The organism is Kitasatospora sp. NPDC127111 (genome assembly GCF_042677465.1).
In the GTDB taxonomy this organism is placed as follows: domain Bacteria; phylum Actinomycetota; class Actinomycetes; order Streptomycetales; family Streptomycetaceae; genus Kitasatospora.
Window position 1 is genome coordinate 13247 of record NZ_JBHXTG010000002.1, and the last position, 25172, is coordinate 38418.

18 protein-coding genes and 1 tRNA gene are annotated in these 25172 nt (G+C 74.4%); 16 read left to right on the plus strand and 3 right to left on the minus strand.

Annotation, left to right across the window (positions count from 1 at the left end; translation table 11 throughout):
• The first annotated feature begins 38 nt into the window (after nucleotides 1-38).
• Entirely contained in the window at nucleotides 39-569 is a 531-nt protein-coding gene (locus tag ACFVHB_RS01905) for an Rv3654c family TadE-like protein (protein WP_380314276.1), read from the plus strand.
• Here ACFVHB_RS01905 and ACFVHB_RS01910 read toward each other — a convergent pair.
• Nucleotides 564-3041 (minus strand): DEAD/DEAH box helicase, encoded by a 2478-nt coding sequence (locus tag ACFVHB_RS01910; RefSeq protein WP_380314277.1) that lies wholly within the window; start codon nucleotides 3039-3041, stop codon nucleotides 564-566. The two genes, ACFVHB_RS01905 and ACFVHB_RS01910, sit on opposite strands and share 6 nt — an antisense overlap.
• A gap of 222 nt (nucleotides 3042-3263) precedes the next feature.
• Between ACFVHB_RS01910 and ACFVHB_RS01915 the strand changes: the two genes are divergently transcribed.
• From ACFVHB_RS01915 to ACFVHB_RS01975, 13 genes are all read left to right on the plus strand, one after another.
• Entirely contained in the window at nucleotides 3264-3605 is a 342-nt protein-coding gene (locus ACFVHB_RS01915; protein WP_380314278.1) for an STAS domain-containing protein, read from the plus strand.
• A gap of 160 nt (nucleotides 3606-3765) precedes the next feature.
• Nucleotides 3766-4185, plus strand: a complete 420-nt coding sequence (locus ACFVHB_RS01920) for an ATP-binding protein (protein WP_380314279.1) — start codon at nucleotides 3766-3768, stop codon at nucleotides 4183-4185.
• 132 nt (nucleotides 4186-4317) lie between these two features.
• Nucleotides 4318-4686: a cyclophilin-like fold protein gene (locus ACFVHB_RS01925; RefSeq protein ID WP_380314280.1), complete on the plus strand. Its 369-nt coding sequence runs from the start codon at nucleotides 4318-4320 to the stop codon at nucleotides 4684-4686.
• Nucleotides 4687-4925: 239 nt separating this feature from the next.
• Entirely contained in the window at nucleotides 4926-5642 is a 717-nt protein-coding gene (locus tag ACFVHB_RS01930) for a small secreted protein (RefSeq protein WP_380314281.1), read from the plus strand.
• A 251-nt stretch (nucleotides 5643-5893) separates the two neighbouring features.
• Nucleotides 5894-7426 carry a methyltransferase gene (locus ACFVHB_RS01935; RefSeq protein ID WP_380314282.1) on the plus strand — a complete coding sequence of 511 codons (1533 nt, stop codon included), beginning with the start codon at nucleotides 5894-5896 and terminating at the stop codon, nucleotides 7424-7426.
• Between the two features lie 131 nt (nucleotides 7427-7557).
• Nucleotides 7558-8022, plus strand: coding sequence for a DUF3592 domain-containing protein (locus ACFVHB_RS01940; protein ID WP_380314283.1), 465 nt, complete (start codon nucleotides 7558-7560; stop codon nucleotides 8020-8022).
• Between the two features lie 526 nt (nucleotides 8023-8548).
• Nucleotides 8549-11428, plus strand: a complete 2880-nt coding sequence (topA, locus tag ACFVHB_RS01945) for a type I DNA topoisomerase (protein ID WP_380314284.1) — start codon at nucleotides 8549-8551, stop codon at nucleotides 11426-11428.
• A gap of 192 nt (nucleotides 11429-11620) precedes the next feature.
• The gene (tmk, locus tag ACFVHB_RS01950) at nucleotides 11621-15073 is read left to right on the plus strand and encodes a dTMP kinase (protein WP_380314285.1); all 3453 of its coding nucleotides are present in this window, start codon (nucleotides 11621-11623) and stop codon (nucleotides 15071-15073) included.
• A 278-nt stretch (nucleotides 15074-15351) separates the two neighbouring features.
• Nucleotides 15352-16563, plus strand: coding sequence for a DNA polymerase III subunit delta' (locus tag ACFVHB_RS01955; protein ID WP_380314286.1), 1212 nt, complete (start codon nucleotides 15352-15354; stop codon nucleotides 16561-16563).
• Nucleotides 16564-16795: 232 nt separating this feature from the next.
• Nucleotides 16796-18007: a hypothetical protein gene (locus tag ACFVHB_RS01960; protein WP_380314287.1), complete on the plus strand. Its 1212-nt coding sequence runs from the start codon at nucleotides 16796-16798 to the stop codon at nucleotides 18005-18007.
• 88 nt (nucleotides 18008-18095) lie between these two features.
• Complete coding sequence (locus ACFVHB_RS01965) at nucleotides 18096-19754, plus strand: alpha/beta hydrolase (RefSeq protein ID WP_380314288.1); 1659 nt, start codon at nucleotides 18096-18098, stop codon at nucleotides 19752-19754.
• Nucleotides 19755-19875: 121 nt separating this feature from the next.
• A complete protein-coding gene (leuE, locus tag ACFVHB_RS01970) occupies nucleotides 19876-20535 on the plus strand; it encodes a leucine efflux protein LeuE (protein ID WP_380314289.1) in 660 nt (219 codons plus the stop codon).
• A gap of 81 nt (nucleotides 20536-20616) precedes the next feature.
• Nucleotides 20617-20690 (plus strand) — tRNA-Thr (locus ACFVHB_RS01975).
• Between the two features lie 130 nt (nucleotides 20691-20820).
• Here ACFVHB_RS01975 and ACFVHB_RS01980 read toward each other — a convergent pair.
• Complete coding sequence (locus ACFVHB_RS01980; protein WP_380314290.1) at nucleotides 20821-22419, minus strand: tyrosine-type recombinase/integrase; 1599 nt, start codon at nucleotides 22417-22419, stop codon at nucleotides 20821-20823.
• The gene (locus ACFVHB_RS01985; RefSeq protein ID WP_380314291.1) at nucleotides 22416-23084 is read right to left on the minus strand and encodes a helix-turn-helix domain-containing protein; all 669 of its coding nucleotides are present in this window, start codon (nucleotides 23082-23084) and stop codon (nucleotides 22416-22418) included. Before ACFVHB_RS01985 ends, ACFVHB_RS01980 begins: the two co-directional genes overlap by 4 nt.
• A 126-nt stretch (nucleotides 23085-23210) precedes the next feature.
• On the opposite strand from ACFVHB_RS01985, the gene ACFVHB_RS01990 reads away from it, so the two are divergent.
• Together ACFVHB_RS01990 and ACFVHB_RS01995 are read left to right on the plus strand one after the other, a co-directional pair.
• Nucleotides 23211-23438 (plus strand): hypothetical protein, encoded by a 228-nt coding sequence (locus ACFVHB_RS01990; RefSeq protein ID WP_376086973.1) that lies wholly within the window; start codon nucleotides 23211-23213, stop codon nucleotides 23436-23438.
• 303 nt (nucleotides 23439-23741) lie between these two features.
• Nucleotides 23742-25064, plus strand: a complete 1323-nt coding sequence (locus ACFVHB_RS01995) for a DUF3631 domain-containing protein (RefSeq protein ID WP_380314292.1) — start codon at nucleotides 23742-23744, stop codon at nucleotides 25062-25064.
• Nucleotides 25065-25172 lie beyond the last annotated feature (108 nt).

A 25172-nucleotide genomic window follows, 5' to 3' on the forward strand; every position in this document is an offset into this window, starting at 1 on the left:
CAGGTCGCCGTGTCGTCCGGGGCCGCACCGCCCGGGCGGTGGCAGCGGGCCGCCGTGGCGACGCAGGGTCCGCGACGGTGTGGCTGGTCGCGTTCGCGGTGCTCGGCTGCGCGGCGTTCACCGCGACCCTCGCGGTGGGGGCGGTGGCCGCTGCCCGGCACCGGGCGGAGTCCGCCGCCGATCTGGCGGCCCTGGCTGCCGCCGACCGGCTGCTGTCGGACGTGGACGGCGGCTGCGGCCGGGCGGCGGGGATCGCGGCCGCGCAGGCGGCCACCGTGGTGTCCTGCACGGTGGACCGGGAGGCGGACGCGGTCGAGGTGGTGGCCGAGGTCCCGGTCGGCGGGCTCCCGGTGCGGCTGCCGGTCGGGCCGGCCCGCGCCCGGTCCCGCGCCGGCCCGGTCCGAGCGACGGCGGCCGCGACGGCTGCGGTGGACACGGACGCGGCCGCAGTCGCAGCCGCAGCCGCGTCCGCCGAGGCCGTCGCGGAGGCGGGTACGACAGGGGCCGCGGCGGGGGCTGCGACAGGGGCCGCGGGCTTGGGCCTCAGGGCGACGGCGGGTGGCTCATGAACCTTCCGCGCCCCTGTCCGCCTCCCTGGCCTCCGTCGGCTCCCCGGGCGCCTCGGCCGTCTCGGCCCGGGCCCCGGTCCCGCCGCCGTCCCCGGTTCCGGTCCCGCCGCCGTCCCCGGTTCCGGTCCCGTCCCCGTCCCCGTCCGCCGTGCTCGCCGCCGTCGGGGCGCCGGCGAGCAGGATGTCCAGCAGCCGGACGGCGGCCGCCTTGTCCAGCGGGTCGTTGCCGTTGCCGCACTTGGGTGACTGCACGCACGAGGGGCAGCCGCGCTCGCACTCGCAGGCGGCGATCGCCTCCCGGGTGGCCGTCAGCCACTGGACGGCCCGCTGGAAGCCGCGTTCGGCGAAGCCGGCCCCGCCGGGGTGGCCGTCGTAGACGAACACGGTGGGCAGCAGGGTGTCGGGGTGCAGCGGCACCGAGACGCCGCCGATGTCCCAGCGGTCGCAGGTGGCGAACAGCGGCAGCAGGCCGATGGAGGCGTGCTCGGCGGCGTGCGCGGCACCGGGCAGCTGGTCGGGCGGGATGTCCGCGTCGAGCAGCTGGTCCTCGGTGACGGACCACCAGACCGCGCGGGTGCGCAGGGTCCGGGGCGGCAGGTCGAGCTTGGTCTCGCCCATGATCTCCCCGGTCGAGATCCGCTTGCGGAGGTAGCCGACCACCTGGTTGACCACCTCCACAGAACCGAAACTGAGCCGGCCCTCGCCCCAGTCGACGGAGGTGTCGGTCGAGAGCACGGAGATGGAGGTGATGTCCCGGGCGGAGGTCGTGTAGGGCGGGTCGGCCGGGTCGACCAGGGCGACGGAGCTCTCCAGGTCGAGGTCCCGGACGAGGTAGCTGCGGCCCTGGTGGAGGTGGACGGCCCCGGTGTGGACGGTGGTGTGGGCGGCGGAGGCGTCCACGGTGCCGAGCAGCCGGCCGGTCGGGGCCTCGACGATCTGCACCGGGCTGCCCCCGCTGCCGCGCAGGTCCACGGCGTCGGCGGCGCGCTCGCGGCGGGTCCAGTACCAGGCGTCGCCCCGGCGGCGGAGCAGTCCGCGGCGTTCCAGGACGGGCAGCAGCTGGCCGGCCGAGGGGCCGAACAGCTCCAGGTCGGGGTCGGTGAGCGGCAGCTCGGCGGCCGCCGCGCAGAGGTGCGGGGCGAGCACGTGCGGGTTGTCGGGGTCGAGCACGGTGGCCTCGACGGGCGTCGCGAACAGCGCCTCGGGGTGGTGCACCAGGTAGGTGTCCAGCGGGTCGTCCCGGGCGATCAGGACGGCGAGCGCCCCCTGGGCCTCGCGCCCGGCCCGTCCGGCCTGCTGCCAGAGCGAGGCCCTGGTGCCGGGGTAGCCGGCCATCAGGACGGCGTCGAGGCCGGAGATGTCGACGCCGAGTTCGAGAGCGGAGGTGGAGGCGAGGCCGAGCAGACGGCCGGTGTGCAGGTCGCGTTCGAGGGCACGGCGTTCGTCGGCGAGGTAGCCGCCGCGGTAGGCGGCCACCCGGTCGGCGAGCGGCCGGCCGAGCTGGTCCTGGGCCTGCAGGGCGACCAGCTCGGCGGCCCGGCGGGAACGGACGAAGACGACGGCGCGGGTCTGCCGTTCGACCAGGTCGGTCAGCAGGTGGGCGGCCTCGGCGGTGGCCGTCCGCCGGACGGGCGCGCCGTGCTCGCCGACGTTCTCGGTGAGCGGCGGCTCCCAGAGGCCGAAGACCATCGGGCCGCGCGGCGAGGCGTCCTCGGTGACCGCCTCGGCCGGCAGTCCGGTCAGCCGGCGGGCGGTGACGGCCGGGTCGGCGGTGGTGGCCGAGGCGAGCAGGAAGGTGGGCGAGGACCCGTACCGGGCGCAGATCCGGCGCAGCCGCCGCAGCACCTGGGCGACGTGCGAGCCGAACACGCCGCGGTAGCTGTGGCACTCGTCCACGACCACGTAGCGCAGGGTCTTGAGGAAGGAGGACCAGCGGGCATGGGCGGGCAGGATGCCGCGGTGCAGCATGTCCGGGTTGGTGAGCACGTAGGAGGCGTACTGGCGGACCCACTCGCGTTCCTCGGGCGGGGTGTCGCCGTCGTAGAGGGCGGCCCGGACCCTGGGCGGGGCGAGTTCGGCGGCCCGCCGGCGCTGGTCGGCGGCGAGCGCCTTGGTCGGGGCCAGGTAGAGCGCGGTGGCGCCGCGGCCGTTGCGGGCCTCGGTGCCGTCCAGCAGGTCGCTCAGCACCGGGGCCAGGTAGCCGAGCGACTTGCCCGAGGCGGTTCCGGTGGCGATCACCACGGAATGACCGGTTTTGGCCAGATTCATGGCTTCTGCCTGATGGGCCCAGGGCTGTTCCACGCCCAGGTCCAGCGCGGCGTTCACGATCTCCGGCCGGATCGAGTCGGGCCACGGCGAATAACGGGCAGGTCGGGCGGGAAGGTGCTCCGTATGGGTGAGCCGGTCCGACCGCCCCCGGGTGGTGGACAGGGTCGCGAGCAGTGCCTCGGGCAGGCTGTGACGGGGCGGCATGAGGACCCAGTGTGTCACCGGCGTGACGGAGAATCGTTGTAAGCCATCGTGCGGGCATGGTCGCAGGTGGTTGAATGTGGCCGTGACGGCCGTACGGCCGGGGGTCGCAGCGCTGAGGCTTGCCACGCGTTCGCTGGGCGCGCCCGGGGCTCGCGACCATGCGGTGGCGGCCGTCCGGCCGAAGATCGCAATGACGTAGCAAGGCAAGGTGCTGGAGGTTCCGTGGACCTGTCCCTGTCGACCCGTACAGTCGGCGATCGCACGGTCGTCGAGGTTGGCGGCGAGATCGATGTGTACACCGCCCCGAAGCTGCGTGAGCAGTTGGTCGAGCTCGTCAACGACGGCAACTACCACCTCGTCGTCGACATGGAGGGCGTTGACTTCCTCGACTCGACCGGTCTGGGCGTACTGGTGGGCGGTCTGAAGCGAGTGCGTGCCCACGAGGGCTCGCTGCGCCTGGTGTGCAACCAGGAGCGCATTCTGAAGATCTTCCGCATCACCGGCCTGACCAAGGTCTTCCCGATCCACAACTCGGTGGACGACGCGGTCAACTCGACCGACTGACGCGGCCGGGCCGGCCTACGCGCCGGCCCGCCCGATTCCTGCGTCCGGCGGCGCCGGGGCCGCGTGCGGCCCCGGGCCGACCCGGCGCTCCAGGGCCGGTGCGGACCGGCCCAGGGGCCGCATGCCCGGGGCCCCGGTCGGACACCCCGAAGGGGAGAAGATGGCAACCGTCGAACTTCGATTCAGTGCGCTTCCCGAGCACGTGCGTACGGCCCGGCTGGTCGCCGCGGCGGTCGCGAGACGGGCGGGGGTCGACGAGTCGGTGCTCGACGAGGTGCGGCTCGCCGTCGGTGAGGCGTGCTCCCGCGCCGTCGGCCTGCACCAGCGCGGTGGCATCACCGGCACGGTCCGGGTCGCGCTCATTGACCAGGAGAAGCGTTTCCTCATCGAGGTCGAGGACGAGGCGGGCCATGCCACGGTCCCGGCCCCGGGTGCTGCCGAGGGCGCCGACCCGGAGGAGGACACCCTGGGTCTCGCGGTCATCACCGGCCTGGTCGAGGACCTGGAGGTCAGCAACGGCGCCGACGGCGGCGTGATCCGGATGAGCTGGCCGGTTTCGGTCGGCGCCGTGGCGGTCTGACCCCGGCCCTCCGGCCTGCGCGGGTCCAGTTCCCGGGCGCGCGTTGACAAACTGTTGAGCATGGCGGTTCGCTGCTCTCGGCACGACCGGGTCCGATCGGTGATCGGGCCTGTCGTATGAAGAGGGAACCCCATGCGGATACGCATTCTGTGGCCGGCCGGGCAAGCGACCGCCACGCTGGCGGCGACGCCCACCACCGAGGCGCTCTGGGACGCGCTGCCAATCAGTTCGTCGGCCAACACCTGGGGCGAGGAGGTCTACTTCGACACCCCGGTCAGCGTCCCGAGGGAGCCCGACGCCCGGCAGGTCGTCGAGCCCGGCACGGTGGCGTTCTGGACGGACGGTGACAGCCTCGCGCTCCCGTACGGGCCGACGCCGATCTCGCGGGACGGCGAGTGCCGACTGGCCAGCGCGTGCAACGTCCTCGGGGCGCTGGACGGGGACGCCCAGGTCCTGCGCACCGTCCGGCCGGGCGATCCGATCCGGGTCGAACGGGCCTGAGCGTCGAGCGGGCCTGAAGGCCGAACGGGCCTGAGCGTCGAGCGGGTCCGAGTGTCGAGCCGCGTCTGAACCCGGCCCGAGCCAGGTGGGCCCGGCCCCGATCGGGCAAGGCCACGGCCTCGGCAGGGGCCGGGGGTGGGCCGAGCGCGGGCCGAGGGCGGGAACCGGGGGCGGGGCGGCGGCCGTGTAGGTTCGCAGTTCGACGACCGAAGACGAACGCGACCGAAAGGCTTCCCCCGGTGAACAAGCGACTGCTGGCCGTACCCGCGCTCGGCGCGCTGCTTGCGTTCGGCGCCGTCGGCTGCGGCGACGACAACAGCAAGCAGCTGGAGTCCTGGGCGACGAGCGTCTGCGGCGCGGCCAAGGACCCGATCGCCCAGGCGCAGACCGCGCTCGCCGACTCCGGGCAGGTGAAGACCGGCGAGGCCCCGGCCGACCTGCAGAAGCGTCTCTCCGCGGACATCGGCCGGCTGGCCAAGACGAACCAGGACATCGCCACCGCCATCGATTCCGCCGGGGCGCCCAAGGTGGACGACGGAGCCACCCTGCAGAAGGACACCGTCGCCGAGCTGAACAAGGCGGCGGACGGCTACCTGGAGGTCCAGAAGAAGCTGGACGCGCTGACCAACACGGACCAGGCGAAGTTCGCGGACGGGCTGCGCAGCGTCGCCGACCAGGTGCAGAAGCTGGCCTCGCTCTCCACCGAGGCGCAGGCCAAGCTGCAGCGCGGCGAACTCGGTGCGGCGATGGCCAAGCAGGACGGCTGCAAGCCGGGCGCCGCCGCCGCGGCCCCGACCGGCGGCGCGAGCGGTACCCCCGCGGCCGGGGCCACCGGTTCGCCGGCGGCCGGCGCGACGCCCGGGGCCACCGCTCCCGCGACGGACGGCGCGAGCCCTGCCGCCGTCCCGTCCGCGAGCCAGGCCGCCGCGTCCACCCCCGCCCCCTCGGCGAGCTGACGGACCACCCGCGCCGACCCGGCAGTCCCGCACTCCCCGCATCCCCGCACTCCCCGCATCCCCGCACTCCCCGCATCCCCGCACGCCCCCTCCGCCCCCGGCCGAGGGGGCGCGTCGGTCCGGGCGCGTCGGTCCGGGCGCGTCGGTCCGGGAAGCGGCGCGGGTGTCCCGACGGCAGGGGCCGGGCGAAGCCGGGAGGGCGACGGCCGTCGCGGACGGGCACGGCCCGCCGCGCGGGGGACAATGGCGGGGTGATCAGTAGCCCCGCTCTCGACCCGACCCGCCTCGCCAAGCTGCGCGAGGCGCTGCTCGCCGCCTCGTTCACCGCCGACGGCTGCCTCGACCTGCTCGGGCCCACCGGGTACGCGGCGCTGGCCCGCAGCGAGGCGGTGCCGGCGCTGCGCGCGACCCGTGGCGGCAGCCCGCTGGAGACGCTGGTGCGGCTGTTCCTGCTGCAGCAGCCCGTGCCGTACAAGGCGGCCGCCGCCGCGCTGCCGGTCGAGGACTGCCTGGCCGACGGCTGGCTGCGCCCGGACGGCGACTCGGTGCGCGCCACCGTGGACGTCCGCCCCTACGCCAACGAGGTGGCCGGCCTGCCGAGTTCGGACGCCTGGGTGGTCTCCGACCTGGGCTGCGCGGTCGGCGGAGCGGGCGGCATCGGCTCCGGCGAGACCGCGCACGGCGTGGACCGCAAGGACCTGGTGCTCGGCGTGGGCGGCGCGTCCACCACGCTGGCCAACATCACCGTGCGCCGGCCGGTCCGGGCGGCGCTGGACCTCGGTTCGGGCTCCGGTGTGCAGGCGCTGCACGCCGCCCGGCACGCCCAGCGGGTCACCGCGACCGACCTCAACCCGCGCGCGCTGCGGTTCACCGAGCTGACTCTCGCGCTCTCCGGTTTCGAGAACACCGACACCGCCGCCGGCAGCCTCTTCGAGCCGGTCGGGGAGCGGAAGTTCGACCTGATCGTCTCCAACCCGCCGTTCGTGATCTCGCCCGCCGGCCGGTTCACCTACCGCGACGGCGGGATGGCGGGCGACGACCTCTGCCGCAGCCTGGTCCGCTCCGCCGCCGCCCACCTGGAACCCGGCGGTTACTGTCAGTTGCTCGCCAACTGGCAGCACGTCAAGGGCGAGGACTGGCGCGAGCGGCTGGCGGGCTGGGTGGCCGGCACCGGCCTGGACGCCTGGATCGTCCAGCGGGAGGTCCAGGACGTCGCGCAGTACGCCGAGTTGTGGCTGCGGGACGGCGGTGACCACCGGGGCCCGGGCGGCGACTACCAGGCCCGGTACGGCGAGTGGCTGGAGGCGTTCGAGGCGGGCCGGGTCGAGGGCATCGGGTTCGGCTGGATCACGCTGCGGGCGAGCGGCGCCGAGCGGCCGACCGTCCGGGTGGAGGAGTGGCCGCACCCGGTCGAGCAGCCGCTCGGCCCGCACATCGAGGAGTGGTTCGCCCGGCAGGACTTCCTGCGCACGCACGACGACGCGGGGCTGCTCGCGGCCCGGTACGTGCTCGCCGACGAGGTCGTCCAGGAGCAGGTCGGCGCGCCCGGGGCGGAGGACCCGGAGCACGTGATCCTGCGGCACAACCGGGGCATGCGCCGGGCCACCAAGGTGGACACGGTGGGTGCCGGGTTCGTCGGCGTCTGCGACGGGACGCTGTCGGCGGGCGAGATCGTGGACGCCATCGCGCAGCTGCTCGGGGAGGACCGGGTGGTGCTGCGGGACCGGGTGCCGGAGTCGCTCCGCTTGCTCACCGAGCAGGGGTTCATCCAGCCGCTGGGCTGAGCCGCCCGGAGGCGCCCGGTTCACCTCGCCGTACTCCCTGGTTCGCCCGGCGGTCGCCGGGCGGCCGTCCCCCGTTGGCCCCCGGCTGTGAGGCTCTGTCCACAGGCTGTGGACAGAGCTGGGGGCGAGGGGTGGAGACGACGACGGCCGCGGTGGGTGGCGCGGTGCTCGCACTGTTCGGCGGCGCGCTGCTGTTCTGGTGCGCCGCCGAGGTTCGCCTGCGCCACGGTGTGCGCCGCCGGGGCACGGCGGCGGTGGCCACCGTCGTCGCCGAGACCGAAGCGCACGGCGGACTCGACAGCGCGCCGCTGCTCACCTTCTCCGCCCCCGCCGTGATCGGCGGTCCCGGCGCGGCCCGCCGGTCCGAGGTGGTGCTCACCCGCCCGCGCGGTCACACTCCGCTGCGCCGCCCGCCCCGGTTCACGCCCGGCACGTCGGTCCGCGTCTCCTACGACCCGCGACGGCCGAGCCGGGTGGTGCTGGCGGCGACGGAGACCGGCCGGGCCGTGGTGACCGACCTCCTGTGGACGGCCCTGGGCGTCGGCTGCTTGGCGGCGGGGGCCGTCCTCCTCGCGGCGGTCGCCCCCGCCGGCTGAGCCGCCCGCGCCGCGGCACCGTCGGCCGAGCCGCCCCCACCCGCCTCCGCCGGCCGAGCCGCGTGCCGCGCCTCCGCCGGCCCAGCCGTCCGGCCGCCTCCGCCGGCCGAGCCGTCCGGTCGCGCCCTGCCGACCGGCCCGAACCGGCCGCCGTGTCCGGAAAACGCCCCCGGACGAAGCGCCCGGATCGTTCGCGGCACCCCTTACCACCAGCACCGCCGCCCGGCGCCGATTTTCCGTTGACAGATTTTGAAATCCGTCATTCCATCCTTCGAAACCCGCCGAAGCCCCCCTCCACGGGGCGCGATCCTCCATCATCGGGTTACCGTTCGAGTGGCGTCGGTCGGCCTTGCCGGTGAAAAAGCGGGATCCGTCCGTTTGACAAGGGTGGCCGGGGTACGGTCACACTCCGCTGGTGGGGTCGTCGTACAGCGGCAGCCCCGGGACGGTGGAGGGGTCGGGCGGAGCGCAGCCCGTGCTGCCAGCGCCGACCAGCTCACATAACGACCGGGAGAGAAGAGCGAAGGTGTCCCCGAGCAGCGAGACCGCGCACGGACAGCGACTCGTCATTGTCGAGTCGCCGGCCAAGGCGAAGACGATCAAGGGCTACCTTGGCCCCGGCTACATCGTCGAGGCGAGCGTCGGGCACATCCGGGACCTGCCCAGCACGGCGGCCGAGGTCCCGGACAAGTACACCGGCGAGGTGCGCCGCCTCGGGGTGGACGTCGACCACGACTTCGCCCCCATCTATGTGGTCAACGCGGACAAGAAGTCCCAGGTCAGCAAGTTGAAGTCGCTCCTCGCGGAGTCGGACGAGCTCTTCCTCGCCACCGATGAGGACCGCGAGGGCGAGGCCATCGCGTGGCACCTCCAGCAGGTGCTGAAGCCCAAGGTGCCGGTGCACCGGATGGTGTTCCACGAGATCACCAAGTCGGCCATCCAGGAGGCCGTGGCCAACCCGCGCGAGCTGAACCAGCGCCTGGTCGACGCCCAGGAGACCCGCCGCATCCTCGACCGCCTGTACGGCTTCGAGGTCTCGCCGGTGCTGTGGAAGAAGGTCATGCCGAAGCTGTCGGCGGGCCGCGTGCAGTCCGTCGCGACCCGGCTGGTGGTCGAGCGCGAGCGCGAGCGGATGGCCTTCCGCACCGCCTCCTACTGGGACCTGGTCGGCACCTTCGGCACCGGCCGCACCCCGGCCGACGCCGCCAACCCGGAGACGTTCGGCGCCCGGCTCTCCGCCGTCGACGGCAAGCGGATCGCCAGCGGCCGCGACTTCGGCCCGGACGGGCAGCTCAAGGCCGGCAGCGCCAACACCCTGCACCTGGACGAGCAGGCCGCCCGCGCGCTGGCCGCCGCCCTGGAGCAGACCGCGTTCGGCGTCCGCAGCGTCGAGTCCAAGCCCTACCGCCGCTCGCCGTACGCGCCGTTCCGCACCACCACGCTCCAGCAGGAGGCCAGCCGCAAGCTGGGCTTCGGCGCCAAGCGGACCATGCAGGTGGCCCAGAAGCTGTACGAGAACGGCTTCATCACCTACATGCGCACCGACTCGACGACGCTCTCGGACACCGCGATCGCGGCCGCCCGGGCGCAGGTCACCCAGCTCTACGGCGCCGACTACCTGCCGGACGCGCCGCGCACCTACGCCAGCAAGGTGAAGAACGCCCAGGAGGCGCACGAGGCCGTCCGCCCGTCCGGCGACCGCTTCCGCACCCCGGCCGAGACCGGCCTGAGCGGCGACGACTTCCGGCTGTACGAGCTGATCTGGATGCGCACCGTCGCCTCCCAGATGAAGGACGCGGTCGGCCAGTCGGTCACCGTCAAGGTCGGCGGCCGCGCCGCGGACGGCCGGGACGCCGAGTTCTCCGCCTCCGGCAAGATCATCACCTTCCACGGCTTCCTCAAGGCCTACGTCGAGGGCGCCGACGACCCGAACGCCGAGCTCGACGACCGCGAGCGCCGCCTGCCGCAGGTCGCCGAGGGCGACCCGCTGGCCGCCGAGCGGCTCACCCCCGAGGGCCACGCGACCAAGCCGCCGGCCCGCTACACCGAGGCCTCGCTGGTCAAGGAGCTGGAGGACCGGGAGATCGGCCGCCCCTCCACCTACGCCTCGATCATCGACACGATCATCGGCCGTCGCTACGTCTTCAAGAAGGGGACGGCGCTGGTGCCGTCGTTCCTCTCCTTCGCCGTGGTCAACCTGCTGGAGAAGCACTTCGGCCGACTGGTCGACTACGACTTCACCGCCAAGATGGAGGACGACCTCGACCGCATCGCGGCCGGCGAGGCGCAGTCCGTGCCGTGGCTGAAGCGCTTCTACTTCGGCGAGGGCGAGGGCCACGCGACCGGCGGCGCCGCCGAGGCCGGCAACGGCGACGGCGACCACCTGGGCGGGCTGAAGGAGCTGGTCACCGACCTCGGCGCGATCGACGCCCGGGAGATCAGCTCGTTCAAGGTCAGCGACGACATCACCCTGCGGGTCGGCCGCTACGGCCCGTACGTCGAGCGCGCCTCCGCCGTCGAGGGCGAGCCCGGCCAGCGCGCCGACATCCCGGACGACCTGCCGCCGGACGAGCTGACCGTCCAGCTGGCCGAGGAGCTGCTGGCCAAGCCCAGCGGTGACTTCGAGCTCGGCCGGGACCCGGTCACCGGCAACCTGCTGGTCGCCAAGGACGGCCGGTACGGCCCGTACGTGACCGAGATCCTGCCCGAGGGCACGCCGAAGACCGGCAAGAACGCCGTCAAGCCGCGCACCGCGTCGCTGCTCAAGACGATGTCGCTGGACACCGTCACGCTCGAGGACGCGCTGAAGCTGCTGTCGCTGCCGCGCGTGGTCGGGGTCGACCCGGAGGGCGTGGAGATCACCGCGCAGAACGGCCGGTACGGCCCGTACCTCAAGCGGGGCAGCGACTCGCGCTCGCTCACCAGCGAGGAGCAGATGTTCACGGTCACCCTCGAGGAGGCCCTGGCCATCTACGCCCAGCCGAAGCAGCGCGGCCGGGCCGCCGCCGCGCCGCCGCTGAAGGAGCTGGGCACCGACCCGGTCAGCGAGCGTCCCGTCGTGGTGAAGGACGGCCGCTTCGGGCCGTACGTCACCGACGGCGAGACCAACGCGACGCTGCGCAAGGACGACGACGTCGAGACCATCACGCCGGAGCGCGGCTACGAGCTGCTCGCCGAGAAGCGGGCGCGCGGGCCGGTGAAGAAGGCGGCGAAGAAGGCCCCGGCCAAGAAGGCCACCGCGAAGAAGACGGCGACCAAGACGGCGGCGACCAAGACGGCGGCGAAGAAGACCGCCACCGCCAAGACGGCCGCCAAGAAGACGACCACGGCCAAGACCGCCACCGCCAAGAAGACGGCGGCGAAGAAGACGGCCGCCGGCAAGACCGCCACCACCGACGAGGGCTGACCCCCCGCCAGTGGCACCGGGCCCGCACCTCCCCCTCCGGAGGTGCGGGCCCGCGGCGTCGGGGCCTCGTCGCAGGCCCCGCCCGCGGCTCGGTGGCATAGCTGTGCGCGGTGCGTCACAACCCTGCAATGACGGGCATCCGGAAGGCCGCTCCCCCCTTTTGCGGCAACCGTCGACCGCTACGCTGACCGTATGACGAGCGAGGAGCAGCCCACCCCCAGCGCCGGCGCGGCCGCCGGAGCCGGCGCGCCCGACCTGCCCGAGGTCGCGCCCGCCGGAACCCCCGGCGAGCGGGCCCGCGCGCTGCTGCGGCTGCGGCCCTACCGCCGCCTGTGGACCACCCAGCTGATCGGCGGCACCGCCGACCGGCTCGGCCTGTTGGTGCTGCTCGCGCTCACCGTGGTCGCCGCCGCGGTCGGCCGGCCGTTCGGCGACCTGCCGCGCAGCCTCGCCTTCGCGGTCGCCGCCGTCTTCGCCGTCCGGCTGGCCGCCACCGTGCTGGTCGGCGCCGCCCTGCTCGGCCCGGTGCACGGGCTGCTCAGCGGCAGCCTCGACCGCCGCTGGACGCTGTTCGGCGCCGACGCGCTGCGGGCCGTGCTGGTCGGCGTCGCGCCGTGGTGGATCGTCTGGCTGGGCTCCGGCAGCGAACCCTCCGGCACCGCGACCTACGTGCTGCTCGGCACCGTCTTCGTGACCGGCGCCGCCGAGCGGGTCTGGGCGATCGCCAAGGGCGCCGCCGTCTCCGGCCTGCTGCCGTCGGCCAACCCCTACGCGGCCCCCGCCGAGCGGCGCCCGGCCGCCGCCGACCTGGACACCGTCCGGACGCTCGACCGCCGCACCGGCTGGGCCACCGTGCCGCTCGCGGCCACCGCGCTGGTCGGGCTGACCCTGCTCAACAACGTCTTCGCGGCGCTCGGCTCGGACTGGCTGCGCGCCCACCAGACCACCTTCGCCGCGCTCGGTGCGGCCGCGCTGTTCGCGGCCTCCGCCGCCCGGGTCTACGTGCAGGAGCTGCCCGGCGGACCCGCCGCGGTCGCCCCGCAGTCCCCGCTGCAGGGCCTGCGGGCCCCGACCGACGCGACGCCCGGCCCCGCGCTGAGCAAGGGCCGCACCGGCTCCGCCCCGTACTTCACCTTCTCGGTCGCCGCCGCCTACGCCTCGATGGCGGGCGTCGCCGCGCTCGCGCTGCTCACCGCCGTCGAGCACCGGGCCGGGCCGATCGGCTACGGCCTGCTGGTGCTCGCCGCCGCCGGTGCGCCCGCGCTCGGCTCCCGGCTCACCCGGGCCACCCTGCCCTCGCTCTCCCGCCGCCGGCTGCTCGCGCTCGCGCTGCTGACCCAGGGCGTCGCACTGATCCTGGCCGGCCTGGTGCTGGACTTCGTGCTGGTCCTGCTGCTGACCGTGCTGGCCGGTCTGGCCGCCGGGATCGTCGTCTCGGCCGGGCGCACCCTGCTCGCCCAGGAGGTCGAGGAGGCCCGGCTGCCGAAGGTCACCGAGCACCTGTTCGCGGTGCTGCGGGCCGTGGTGGGCGCCGCGCTGGTGGTCGTGCCGCTGATCGCCGCCGGTTTCGGGGACGTGAAGTACGGCACGGTCGAGCCCGGCTCGTTCACCTTCATCCACGGCGGTGCGGCCCTCGCGGTCGCCACCGCGGGCCTGCTGACCCTGGTGCTGGCCGCCGTCGTGCTGCTCAAGACCGACGACCGGCGGGGGATCGCACCCTTCGGCCGGGACCTGCTGGAGGCCCTGCGCGGCGAATCGGCGCTGCCGCCGCACCGGACCACCGGCACCGGGTTCTTCATCGCCCTGGAGGGCGGCGACGGTGCGGGCAAGTCGACCCAGGCGCAGGCCCTCGCCGAGTGGATCAGGGGCAAGGGCCACGAGGTGGTGCTCACCCGCGAGCCCGGCGGCAGCCCGGTCGGGCAGCGGCTGCGCGGCCTCGTCCTGGACGTCGCCAACACCGGCCTGTCCCACCGTGCCGAGGCGCTGATCTACGCGGCCGACCGCGCCGAGCACGTCGAGAACGTCATCCGGCCCGCGCTCGCCCGCGGCGCCGTGGTGATCACCGACCGGTACATGGACTCCTCGATCGCCTACCAGGGCGCCGGCCGCGACCTGGCCGCGACCGAGGTGGCCCGGATCTCGCGCTGGGCGATCGGCGGGCTGCTGCCCGACCTGACCGTCGTCCTGGACGTCGACCCGACCAAGGCCCGCGAGCGGTTCACCGAGGCGCTGGACCGGCTCGAATCCGAGCCGACCGAGTTCCACCAGCGGGTCCGGGCCGGCTTCCTCGCGCTGGCCGCCGCCGACCCGGCGCGCTACCTGGTCGTCGACGGCAGCCAGCAGCCCGGCTTCGTCACCACCGCGATCCGCCACCGGCTCGACCGCGAGCTGCCGCTCTCCGAGCAGGAGAAGGCCGCCCGCGCCGAGCAGGAGCGGCTCGCCCGGGAGGAGGCCGAGCGCCGCGCCGCCGAGGAGGCCCGGAAGAAAGCCGAGGCGGAGGCTGCCGAGCGCAAGCGGCAGGAGCTGCTGGAGCAGCTCCGGGCCGAGCAGGCGGAGAAGGAGCGGCTGGCCAAGGAGGAGGCCGAGCGCAAGGCCGCGGAGGCGGCGCGCAAGGCCGCCGAGGAGGCCCGGCGCAGGGCGGAGGAGCAAGCCCGCCGGCAGGCCGAGGAGGAGGCGAAGCTGCGCGCCGCCGAGGAGGCCCGGCTGGCCGCCGAGGCCGCCGAGCGCAAGCGGCTCGCCGACGAGGCGGCCGCGCAGGCGGAGCTCCAGCGGCAGCGGGAGCTGGCGCGCGAGGAGCAGCGGCGGCGGGCCGAGGAGGCGCTGCAGCGGGCCGAGGAGGCGCGGCTGGCGCAGGCCGCCGCGCTCGCCGCGGCGGCCGCGGCGGCCGAGAGCGCCGCGGACCGGGCCGAGGGCGGAGCGGACCGCGCAGGGAGCGCTGCGGACCGGGCCGACGGTGCCGGGGCTACCGACGCCGCGGACCGGGCCGACCGTCCGGCTCCGGGGGAGGCCGTCACCACCGAGCTGCGGATGGTGAAGGGGAACGACGACGTCACCCAGGAGATCTCCGAGCGCGACCGCCGCGCCGCCGTCCGGGCGGCCGAGGCGGGTGCCGGGCCGATGCCCGGTGAGGTCGACGCGACGACGAAGCTGCCGGTCGTGCCCGCCGCTCCCGCGGACGAGACGGCCGTGCTGCCCCGGGTGCCCTCGGCGGACGTCCGTCCCGCTCCGACCGACCGGACCGAGGTGCTGCCGCGGATCGAGCCGGGCGGTCCGGCCGACCGGGTGCCGCCGGGCCTCTGGCGGGACGGCCAGGCCGCTCCGGCCGGGCGGGGCGCGCAGCCGCAGCCGGTCGACAGCACGCGGGAGCTGCCGGTGGTCGACGAGGAGCCGCCGTCCCCGGAGCCGCGCCCCCGGCCGTCCTGGGCCGAGGAGACCCCGATGGACGACCTGCCCAGCCTGACCGACACCCTGCTCGGCTCGCGCGACGAGTGGGCCCGCTGGGAGCAGGGCGGCCGCGCCCAGGCGGGCCCGCAGGACCCGCGCCTCGCCCACGGCGGCGACGCGGCCGGCCAGGACGGCGGCCAGGGCGGCCAGGACGAGGACGGCAAGGGCAAGGGCCGCCGTTGGGGGCGGCGCCGGGGCTGACCCCGGACGGCCGGTGGCGAGCCGGCGCCGGACGATGGGCGACGGACGACTGACGTGGCCCCGGACGACGGACGGCGGACGGCGGAGGTGACGGGCGGTGCGGCCGGGGCGGTGCTCCGGCGGCACCGCCCGCCGTCGTAGGGCGTGCTTCCGCACGCACCGCCCGCTGTCGTGGCGGGCACGTATCCTCGACCGCGGGGATCGGGAGACCGGGCCGGGCACGAGGCCCGGGGTCCGTCCGAGGCCCGAGGCAGTCCGTACCGAGCTTGGGAGCAGCAGTGGCCGTCTGGGACGACCTGGTGGGCCAGGAGCGGGTGGTCGAGCAGCTGACCGCCGCGGCCCGGGCGGCCGGGGCGACGGTCGCCGCCGGCCGCGGGGCCGCGCCGGAGCCGGGCGGCAACGCCTCGCTGATGACGCACGCCTGGCTGTTCACCGGGCCGCCCGGGGCCGGCCAGACCACCGCCGCCCGCGCCTTCGCCGCCGCCCTCCAGTGCACCAGTCCGGACCTCGCGCTCGGCGGCACGCCCGGCTGCGGGTTCTGCGACGGCTGCCACACCGTGCTGGCGGGCAGCCACGCGGACGTGAAGTACGTGCGCACCGACGGCCTGTCGATCGGCGTCGGCGACATGCGTGACCTGGTGCTGCGCGCGTCCAGTTACCCGACCGGCGGCCGCTGGTCGGTGATCCTGGTCGACGCCGCCCACCGGCTCACCGAGGCCGCCGCCAACGCCCTGCTCAAGGGCGTCGAGGAGCCCTCGCCGCGCACCGTCTGGCTGCTCTGCGCGCCCTCCGTCCAGGACGTGCTGCCGACCATCCGCTCGCGCTGCCGCCTACTGGTGCTGCGCCAGCCCTCCGCCGACGCGGTCGCCGACATGCTGGTGGGTCGCGACGGCGTCGACCCGGCGACGGCCCGGCTGGCCGCGCTCGCCGGCCAGGGGGACATCGAGCGCTCCCGCCGGCTGGCCGTGGACGAGGAGGTCCGCAGCCGCCGGGCCGAGGTGCTGCGGATCCCGCTGGAGGTCGCCGACATCGGCGGCTGCCTGGCCGCCGCCCAGCGGCTGGTCGACACCGCCAAGGCGGACGCCGAGGCGCTCGCCGAGACCCAGGACGCCAAGGAGACCGACGACCTCAAGGCCGCCTACGGTGCGGCCGAGGGCGGCAAGGCGCCGCGCGGCATGGCCGGGGCGGTCAAGGAGCTGGAGAAGCGGCAGAAGAGCCGGGCCACCCGCACCCGCCGCGAGACGCTCGGCGTCGCGCTGCTCGACCTGCTGGGCTTCTACCGGGACGTGCTCGCCCTGCAACTCGGCTCGACCGGCGCGCTCGCCAACGAGGACCAGCGGCCGGCGCTGGACCGCGTCGCGCAGGCCGGCCCGCCGGAGGGCACCCTGCGGCGGATCGAGGCGGTGCTCGCCTGCCGGCAGGCGCTGGACCGCAACGTCGACCCGCTGCTCGCCGTCGAGGCGATGACGGTGGCGCTGCGCGCGGGCTGAGCCGCCGCCTTGGGCGTGGGGCGTTCCAACGCCTGGCGGTCGGTAGGGCTTCCCGCGCTAGCCGGATGTCCCACCTTCGAGTGAACGGGCCGTACGCGCCGGGCACACCCGCGTGTGACCGCCGGGTCGTCTTGCACGCTGGGGCCGACTGCGCCCCGACGCCGGGGCCGTCGCTCCCGTCCGGCACCGGCCCCACCGGTGGCCCGGCCCTCCTCCCGAGGCGGTGCGTCCCATGGTCCGTTCGCTCCTCGTCGTCCCCCTGCTGGCCGCCGCCGCGGGCGGGGTCTGGCTCGCGCGCGGCGCCCTGCTGCGCTGGCGCGACCTGCGGGCCGCCGAGACCTACGAGCTCACCGGTGACCAGCGGCCGATGCTGCTGCGCGCGGCCGGGGCGATGGTGTGCGGCGTCTGTGTCACGGCGCTGGCCCTGCTGACGGCGCTGGGGACGTTCGGCGGCCCGGGCGCGCCGGGCCCGCGGTCCGGCTCCGCGGAGGTCGGCTCCGGTCCCGGTCCCGGTTCCGGTTCCGTGTCGGGCTCCGACTCGGACGCCGCGGCCGGGGCCACCCGGCAGGCGGCCCCGCCGGCCGGCGGGAACGCCCAGGCGGCCCCGGCCCAGGCCGCCGCGGCCCCCGCCGCGGCCACCCCCGCCGTGGTGCCCGGCCCGCCGCCGGCCCCCGCGCCCGTGGCCAGCCGGTTCGACAGCGTCGGCCACCCGGGCGGCGGCGAACTGCTGCAGTCCGCCGTGCTCGGCCCGGACGGCCACCCGCGCAACGTCCGGGTCTGGCTGCCGGCCCAGTACGCCAAGGACCCGAACGCCCGCTTCCCGGTGGTCGTGATGCACGCCGCCACCCCGCGGAAGACCGCCGACACCGAGGTGCCCGACGTCTTCGAGGGCCTCGGCTCGGCCGTCCAGACCGGCAAGGCCCGCCCGTTCATCCTGGTCGCCCCGGAGGCGCCGAACGGCACCGCGCACCCCTGCGACCTGGTCGCCGCCGCCCCGCAGGCCGTCGCCGACGACGCCGCGCTGCGCGCCACCATCGCGGCGACCTTCCGCACCCTGCCGGCCGGCCCCGCCTCCTGGGGCGCGCTCGGCGTCGAGGGCGGCGCGCCCTGCGCCGCGGCCGCCGCGCTGGCCCGCCCGGACCTGTACGGCGCGGCCGCCGCGGTCTCCGGCCGGTACGACGCCGCGGCGCTGACCCAGACCGGCGCCGAGGCCCCCGGCAACGCCGCCCCCAAGCTGCTGCTGGCCGCCGCCAAGGCCGACACCGCCGGGCTGGATGCGGCCCGCAAGCTGCAGACCGCGCTGCGCGGCGGCACCGGCGCGGCGGCCCGCGCCGAGGTGCGGATCTCCGACAACGTGCAGGACTACACGCCGGACCGGGAGCGGCTGCGGCTGGTCCGGCAGGCGGCGCAGTACCTGGCGGAGACGCTGGCCAAGACGTCCTGAGCGACAGGCCCCCGCTCTCCGGCGGGGCTACGCTTCGCCGTACGCGGGCGCCGGCAGCGGCCGCGTCCCAGCACCCGAGGGGGAGCAGATGAGGGCAGAGCGCGACCGACGCGGTGCGGCGGTGGCCGCGGTGCTGGCCGCCGGACTGCTGCTCGGCGGGTGCAGCTCCAGCCCCTCCACGCCGGGCGCCTCGTCCTCGGACACGGTCGCGCCCGGCCCGGCCACGGCGAGCGGCGGCGCCACCCCGACGGCGGCGGCCTTCCGCGCCGGCGTCACCCCGCTGGAGCCGCTCCCGGCGGCCGTGCCCGCCGCGCTCGCTCCGTACTACGGGCAGAAGCTCGCCTGGCAGCCGTGCGACGAGGGCTTCGAGTGCGCCACCTTCACCGTGCCGCTGGACTACGAGCACCCGGCGGGCGGGGACCTCACGCTGTCGGCGGTCCGCGCCCCCGCGGGCTCCTCGGGAGGGCCGGCGGGTTCGGCGGCGGGCGCGTCCGGCGCGGGGCGGCTCGGTTCGCTGCTGCTCAACCCCGGTGGCCCGGGCGGCTCGGCGGTCGAGTACGTGGAGGGCGTCGCGAAGACCTACGACAGCGGGGTGCGCGCCCGCTACGACCTGGTCGGCGTCGACCCGCGCGGGGTCGGTCGCAGCGCCCCGGTGACCTGCCTGAGCGGCGAGCGGATGGACGCGTACACCGCCGTCGACATCACCCCCGACGACCAGGCCGAGATCGACGCCCTGGTGGCCGCCGACAAGGAGTTCGCCGAGGGCTGCCGGCAACGGGCGGGCGACCGGCTCGGCCACCTGAGCACCGTCGAAGCCGCCCGCGACCTGGACGTCCTGCGGGCGCTGCTCGGCGACGAGAAGCTGAACTACGTCGGCAAGTCCTACGGGACCTTCCTCGGCGCCACCTACGCCGGGCTCTTCCCGGGCCGCGTCGGCCGGATGGTGCTGGACGGCGCGATGGACCCGTCGCTGGACGCGCTCAGCGGCAACCGCACCCAGGCCGGCGGCTTCGAGACCGCCTGGAGGGCCTTCGCCCAGGACTGCACCAAGCGCGAGGACTGCCCGCTCGGCCGGACCGAACAGCAGGCGGGGGAGCAGCTCACCGCCCTGTTCCGGACCGTCGACGCCCAGCCGCTGCCCACCACCGACGGCACCCGCCGGCTCACCGAGGCGCAGGCCACCACCGGCGTCATCCAGGCCATGTACGCGGACTTCCTCTGGCCCAAGCTGCGCACCGCGCTCGCCGACGCTAAGGCCGGCGACGGCACGGCCCTGCTCAAGCTGTCGGACTCGTACTACGAACGCGGCTCGGACGGCTCGTACCCCAACCTGATGTTCGCCAACATGGCGGTGAACTGCCTGGACCTGCCGGCGCCGTTCACCGGCCCGGCCGACGCCCAGCAGGCGGTGCCGGACTTCGAGCGGACCTCGCCGCGGTTCGGCCGCGACATGGCCTGGATGGCGCTGACCTGCAGCTACTGGCCGGTCAAGGCCACCGGCGCGCCGCACACCGTCCGGGCGGCCGGCGCCGCCCCGATCGTGGTGGTCGGCACCACCCGCGACCCGGCCACCCCGTACGCCTGGGCGCAGTCGCTCGCCGGGCAGCTGGAGTCCGGTCGGCTGCTGACCTACGAGGGCGACGGGCACACCGCGTACGGCCGGCACGACGCGTGCGTCGACGGGGCGGTCAACCGCTACCTGCTGGGCGGGGAGACCCCGGAGCAGGGCAAGCGCTGCGGCGCGTAGGGCCGGAACGAGGCCGGAGCGGGGCAGACCGGGTAATTTCCGCTTCAACTGCCACCCGGTGCGAAGTTACGATGAGCGGCCTCATCCGCCCGTCCCCGCCCACCCCCACCGGAGCCGCACCGTGCTCGGAGTCAACGACCTGGCGACGTACGTCCTCGGCGCCCTCGTCATCATCCTCCTCCCCGGCCCCAACTCGCTGTACGTGCTGTCCGTCGCCGCCCGCAAGGGCGTCCGGACCGGCTACACCGCCGCCGCGGGCGTCTTCGTCGGCGACTTCACCCTGATCAGCCTCACCTCGCTGGGCGCCGCCTCGCTCCTGGAGGCCAACCCGGCCGTCTTCGCCGTGGTGAAGTTCGGCGGCGCCGCCTACCTGCTCTGGATCGGCATCGGCATGCTCCGCGCCGCCCGCCAGCTCTGGCGCGAACGCCGCGCCGCCGCCGAGGCCCCCGACACCGCCGCCACCCCCGCCCCCGAGCCCACCGAGCGCCCCTTCCGCCGCGCCCTGGTGATCAGCCTGCTGAACCCGAAGGCGATCCTCTTCCTGCTCTCCTTCTTCACCCAGTTCGTGGACCCGTCCTACGGGAAGCCCGCGCTCTCCTTCGCCCTGCTCGGCGGCATCCTGCAGACCTTCAGCATGCTCTACCTCACCATGCTGATCTTCGCGGGCACCACCCTCGCCACCGCCTTCCGCCGCCGCAAGCGCCTCTCCGCCGGCCTCACCAGCGGCGTCGCCGTCCTCTTCGCCGGCTTCGCCGCCAAACTCGCCGTTTCCTCCGCCTGACCCCCCGGGACCCCACCCCGGTACGGATCACCCCCGAACCTGTGTAGACTGGCCCGCGTTGCCACCACATGTGGCAGCGGCGCCGCCTTAGCTCAGTTGGCCAGAGCAACGCACTCGTAATGCGTAGGTCATGGGTTCGAATCCCATAGGCGGCTCAGTAAAGGCCCAGGTCAGATAGCCGCTGACCTGGGCCTTTTGTTGGTTCTCGGCGTGCGGGCAGACGTCGCCGGGGCGCTACGGGATCATCTGCGTGAGCGATGCGTGAGCGCCGGTGTCGATCTTGGGTCAGACCTTGGTCTTCTTGGCCTTGGTCGTCGCCTTCTTCTTCGCGGCCTTCCGTTCGGCCTTCTCGGCTTCGGCCGCGGCCTTGGTGCGGGCCTCGGCCTCGGTCTTCCGCTGGAGGGGTACGAGCCGCGCGGCGGCCTCGGCCGCGCCCTTGGCGATCTCGGGCAGGACGCTGGTGTAGGTGTCCGACGTGATCTTGATGGAGGAGTGGCCGAGCATCTCGGACACCACCTTCATGTCCACCCCGCCGGCGAGGGCGAGCGTGGCCGCGCCGTGGCGGAGGTCGTGCAGGCGGATCGGCGGCTGCCCGGACGCGGCGATCAGCCGCGCGAACATCTCGGTGACCTTGCCGGGGTGGAGCCAGGACCCGTCCTCGTTGGTGAAGACCCGGCCGGTGTCCTTCCAAGCCAGTCCCCAGTCGGCCCGTTCCTTCCGCTGCTGCTCGCGGTGGCGCCGCAGGACGGCCACCGTGTCGTCGTCGAGGGCCACCGTCCGGAAGCTTCCGTCGGTCTTCGGGGCGGACTCCCCGACCTCCCAGCCGTCCTGCACGAGCTGGGTTGTCACCGTCAGCGAGCTATCATCGAGGTTGGTCTCGGACCACAGTTGCCCGCACGCCTCGCCTCGGCGAAGGCCGCGGAAGGCGATCACGTGCCACATCGCGTACAGCCGGTCGTCGGCGACGGAGTCGAGGAACGCGCCGGTCTGCTGCGGCGTCCAGACCATCACGGGGGAGGGCTTCACGCTGGTTTCCCGCCACTGCGCGACCCGCTCGGGCTTCCAGACCAGGCCCTTCGGCTTGGTGGCCGGGTCGAGCTTGACGTGGGCGGCCGGGTTGAGGGTGATCAGGCCCTCGGGGATCGCGGCGTTCAAGGCGGTCCGGAGCGTGGCCCTGATGCGCTGGCGGGTGGCCGCGCCGGTCGTGCGTCGGAAGGGTGGCATCCCGGCGAGCTCGGCGTGCAGGGCCTTGCGGCGGGCGCGGTTCTCCGCGCCCTTGTGCGGGACCGTGGCCAGCTCGGCCTTCAGCGCGTGCCGCAGGGCGTTGTTCTCCAGGATCTCCTCGTTGGCGTCGGCGATGGCCGTGAACATCTCGGCGAGCGTGCTCACCCGCAGCCGGTCGACGCGGATGTGCCCGATGCGGGGCTTGAGGTGGATCCGGACGTCGCACTCGTACCGGGTGAGGCCGGACTTGCGGATCTTCTTGCTGGCCAGCCAGGTGTCGAGCCACTCGCCCACGGTGACGCGGGTCGAGAGGTCCTGACCGCTCTTCAGACGGTTGCGGGTCTCCTCGATGTCGGGCAGCTGGGCCTTCTCGTCGGCGACCTTCACCAGGAGCTCCGCGACCAGGGCCAGGTCCTCGGCGTCGTCCTTGCCGAGGGCGAGCAGACCGCGGACGTGGTCGAGGTCGGCCTGGGCCTCCTTGAGCGTCCCGTAGCCGGAGCGGTTGAACGAACGGCGGGTGCCGTCCTCGGCGTTGGGCAGCTCCTGGCGTATGGAGTAGGCGCCGTGCTTGCGGCTGCCGAGCTTCGGGCACGCCTTGCCGAGCGGCTTGCCGGTCTCGGCATCGCGGCAGTAGCAGCGGTGGTAGGTGGAACCCTTCATTCGTCCTCCAGGTCGAAATCGGTTTTGAGAGTGGGGAGTTCGGCGTCGAGAAAACCGAGGCTTGGTGCGAGGGGCGGAACTTCCAGGCCGATCTCGCGCAGGCGTGCCCTGACGGGTTGAAGCCGCTCGCGGACGGCGGCGACGAAAGCGTCGAGTTTCTCCTGTGAGCCGGGAGGCCATTCCTCCCGGAACAACTTGAACTCCAGCTGGAACGCATCGTGATGCTCCTCCTGGAGCTCTTGCCAGACCCGTTCGTGCTCCCGGTAGAGGCGGAGCCGGTACATCCCGAGCGAGTGGCGGGCCTCTCCTGTGAAGTGGGTGAGCGCCGACCAGCGGTTGCTGGGCATCTCTGGCAGGTAGTCGACCCAGCCGCCGAGGGCTGGGGAGAAGAGCAGCTCGACCGGTGCGATGTCCAGGGCCTCGGCCACGACGATCAGCTCGGGAATCGTGATCGTCTTGCGCCTGCCGGACTCCCAGTTGGCGATGACGTTCCGGGGTACTTCGTAACCCAAGACCCCTGTTTCGTCGGCCAGATCCTGCGCGGACAGTCCAAGGTCTTTCCTCCTTCGGGTGATTGCTTGGATCACGTCCTTGGTGATCCGTTCGGGCCAGTCGGGCGCGTCTTCGTCGTCGGGGGACCAGTGTTCCTCGCGGCGTTGTGTCATATCGACACAGTAGCCACTGGAAAGCTCTTCTCCGTTGCGGCACTCCGCCGCAGCCCCCCGTCCGGGGGGCAGCTCGGATTTGGAGTTCATGTGCGAACTGGTGACATATCGGCGACGGCGCAGGGGATGGGTCGGGCCGAACTTCTCAGGCTGCCGGCGGCGATCGACCTCGACACCGCCAACCGGGCCATCGGCCTCGGGCGGAGCAAGGGCTACGAGCTGGCCCGCCTCGGCGCCTACCCCTGCCGGGTCCTGCGGCTGGGCAAGAAGTACCGCGTGATCACAGCGGATCTTCTGCGCCTGCTCGGCATCGACGGGGCGCTCGGCGAAGGTTCGGCGGCTGATGCAGCTTGACGTGGTTAGAGCCCGATCCACAAGCCTGTCTGCCGTGGGCGTACTTGCCCGATTGGAGTGGATCTTCCAGCGGCATGACCGTACGTTCGTGGTCCCTCGGCGGCCGAGGCCGCTGAGGGACCACCGCCAAGGTGCAAGCAGTCCCTGTGAGTTGAGAGGGCCAGGATCTCCGGCCCGACCGCCCCAGGGCGCACGAAGGCCCCCGGTGCTGCGAACACCGAGGGCCAGGCGAAGTCCTTACCCACGACCTTCATCGGCGGCGCGCGACGGATCAGGTCCCGCGTCCCAGTCTGGAGCTTCAGCATGGAGTCTACGTCTCACCAGCCTGATCCGGCAGCTTCCACCGTGAGTTGGCCGCCGGTCGCCAAGCCGGGCGAGCCCGGATCCTTCCTGCAGGGCCAACAGCCCGAGCCTGTGTCCCCAGCCTGTGGGCAGGATGCCGAGGCGGCGCCTGCCGAGCCTGCTGTCCCGGACGGGTCCGACCTGATGCCCGACACCGAGGCGACCGAGGGCGCTGACCTGCTCGCGCAGATGAGGGCCCAGATCGCGAAGTTCGTGATCCTTCCCTCCGACCAGGCCCTGGACGCCACCACGCTGTGGGTCGCCGCGACCCACCTGCAAGGCTCGTGGCAGCACGCCCCGCGCCTGGCCGTGGTCGGCCCGGCCAAGCGCTGCGGCAAGTCCCGCCTGCTCGACGTCCTCACCGAGACGGTGCACAACCCCGTGGCGACGGTGAACTCGTCTCCAGCCGCGATTTTCCGCTCCATCACCGAGGAGCCGCCCACCCTGCTGGTGGACGAGGCGGACACGATCTTCGGCAGCCCGAAGATGGCCGAGAAGAACGAGGAGATGCGCGGCCTGCTCAACGCCGGGCACCAGCGCGACCGCTACGTCCTGCGCGTGGTCGGCAAGGAGCACGCCCCGGGCAGGTTCCCCACCTTCGCCATGGCGGCCATCGCCGGTATCGGCGACCTCCCCGACACGATCATGGACCGCTCCATCGTGATCCGCATGCGCCGCCGCGCCGAGGGCGAGCGCGTCTCCCCGTACCGCACCAAGCGCGACCGCCCCGCCCTGCACGCGATCCGCGACAAGATCGCCCGCTGGACGGCACCGCTCGCCGACCAGGCCCTGTGCCTTGAGCCCGCCATGCCGGTCGAGGACCGCGCGGCCGACACCTGGGAGCCCCTGGTGATCATCGCCGACCTCGCCGGAGGCCCCTGGCCCCGCCGTGCGCGCCAGGCGTGCAAGCGCATGGTCGACGCCGAGGCGAAGGCGGAGGAGGACAACCCCGGCGGCGCGCGGATCCTCGCCGACATCCGCCGGATCTTCCACGCCAACCGCGAGGCGGACAGCCTGACCACCGACCAGCTGCTGCGCGAGCTCAACGACAACGCCGAGGCCCCGTGGGCCGAGGTGGCCCGAGGCGGCCTGACCCCGCGCGCACTCGGCGCGATGCTCCGCGAGTTCGGCATCACCTCCGGCAACGTGCGCCTCGGCGACGGAACCCAGCGCAAGGGCTATACGCGCCACAAGTTCCTCGACGCCTGGCGCCGTTACTGCCCCGCCGTCCACCCCGTCACCACGGCCACGGCCGAGAGTACGGGCACGGGCAGCAGAGGCTGACCAGCCTCCCCGAACTGCCGTCCTTGCCGTCCCTGCCGTAACAGCGCAGGTCACAGCACCTGCCGCCGGGACGGAACGGCCGCCCAAGGCGGAAACGCGCCCACCCCG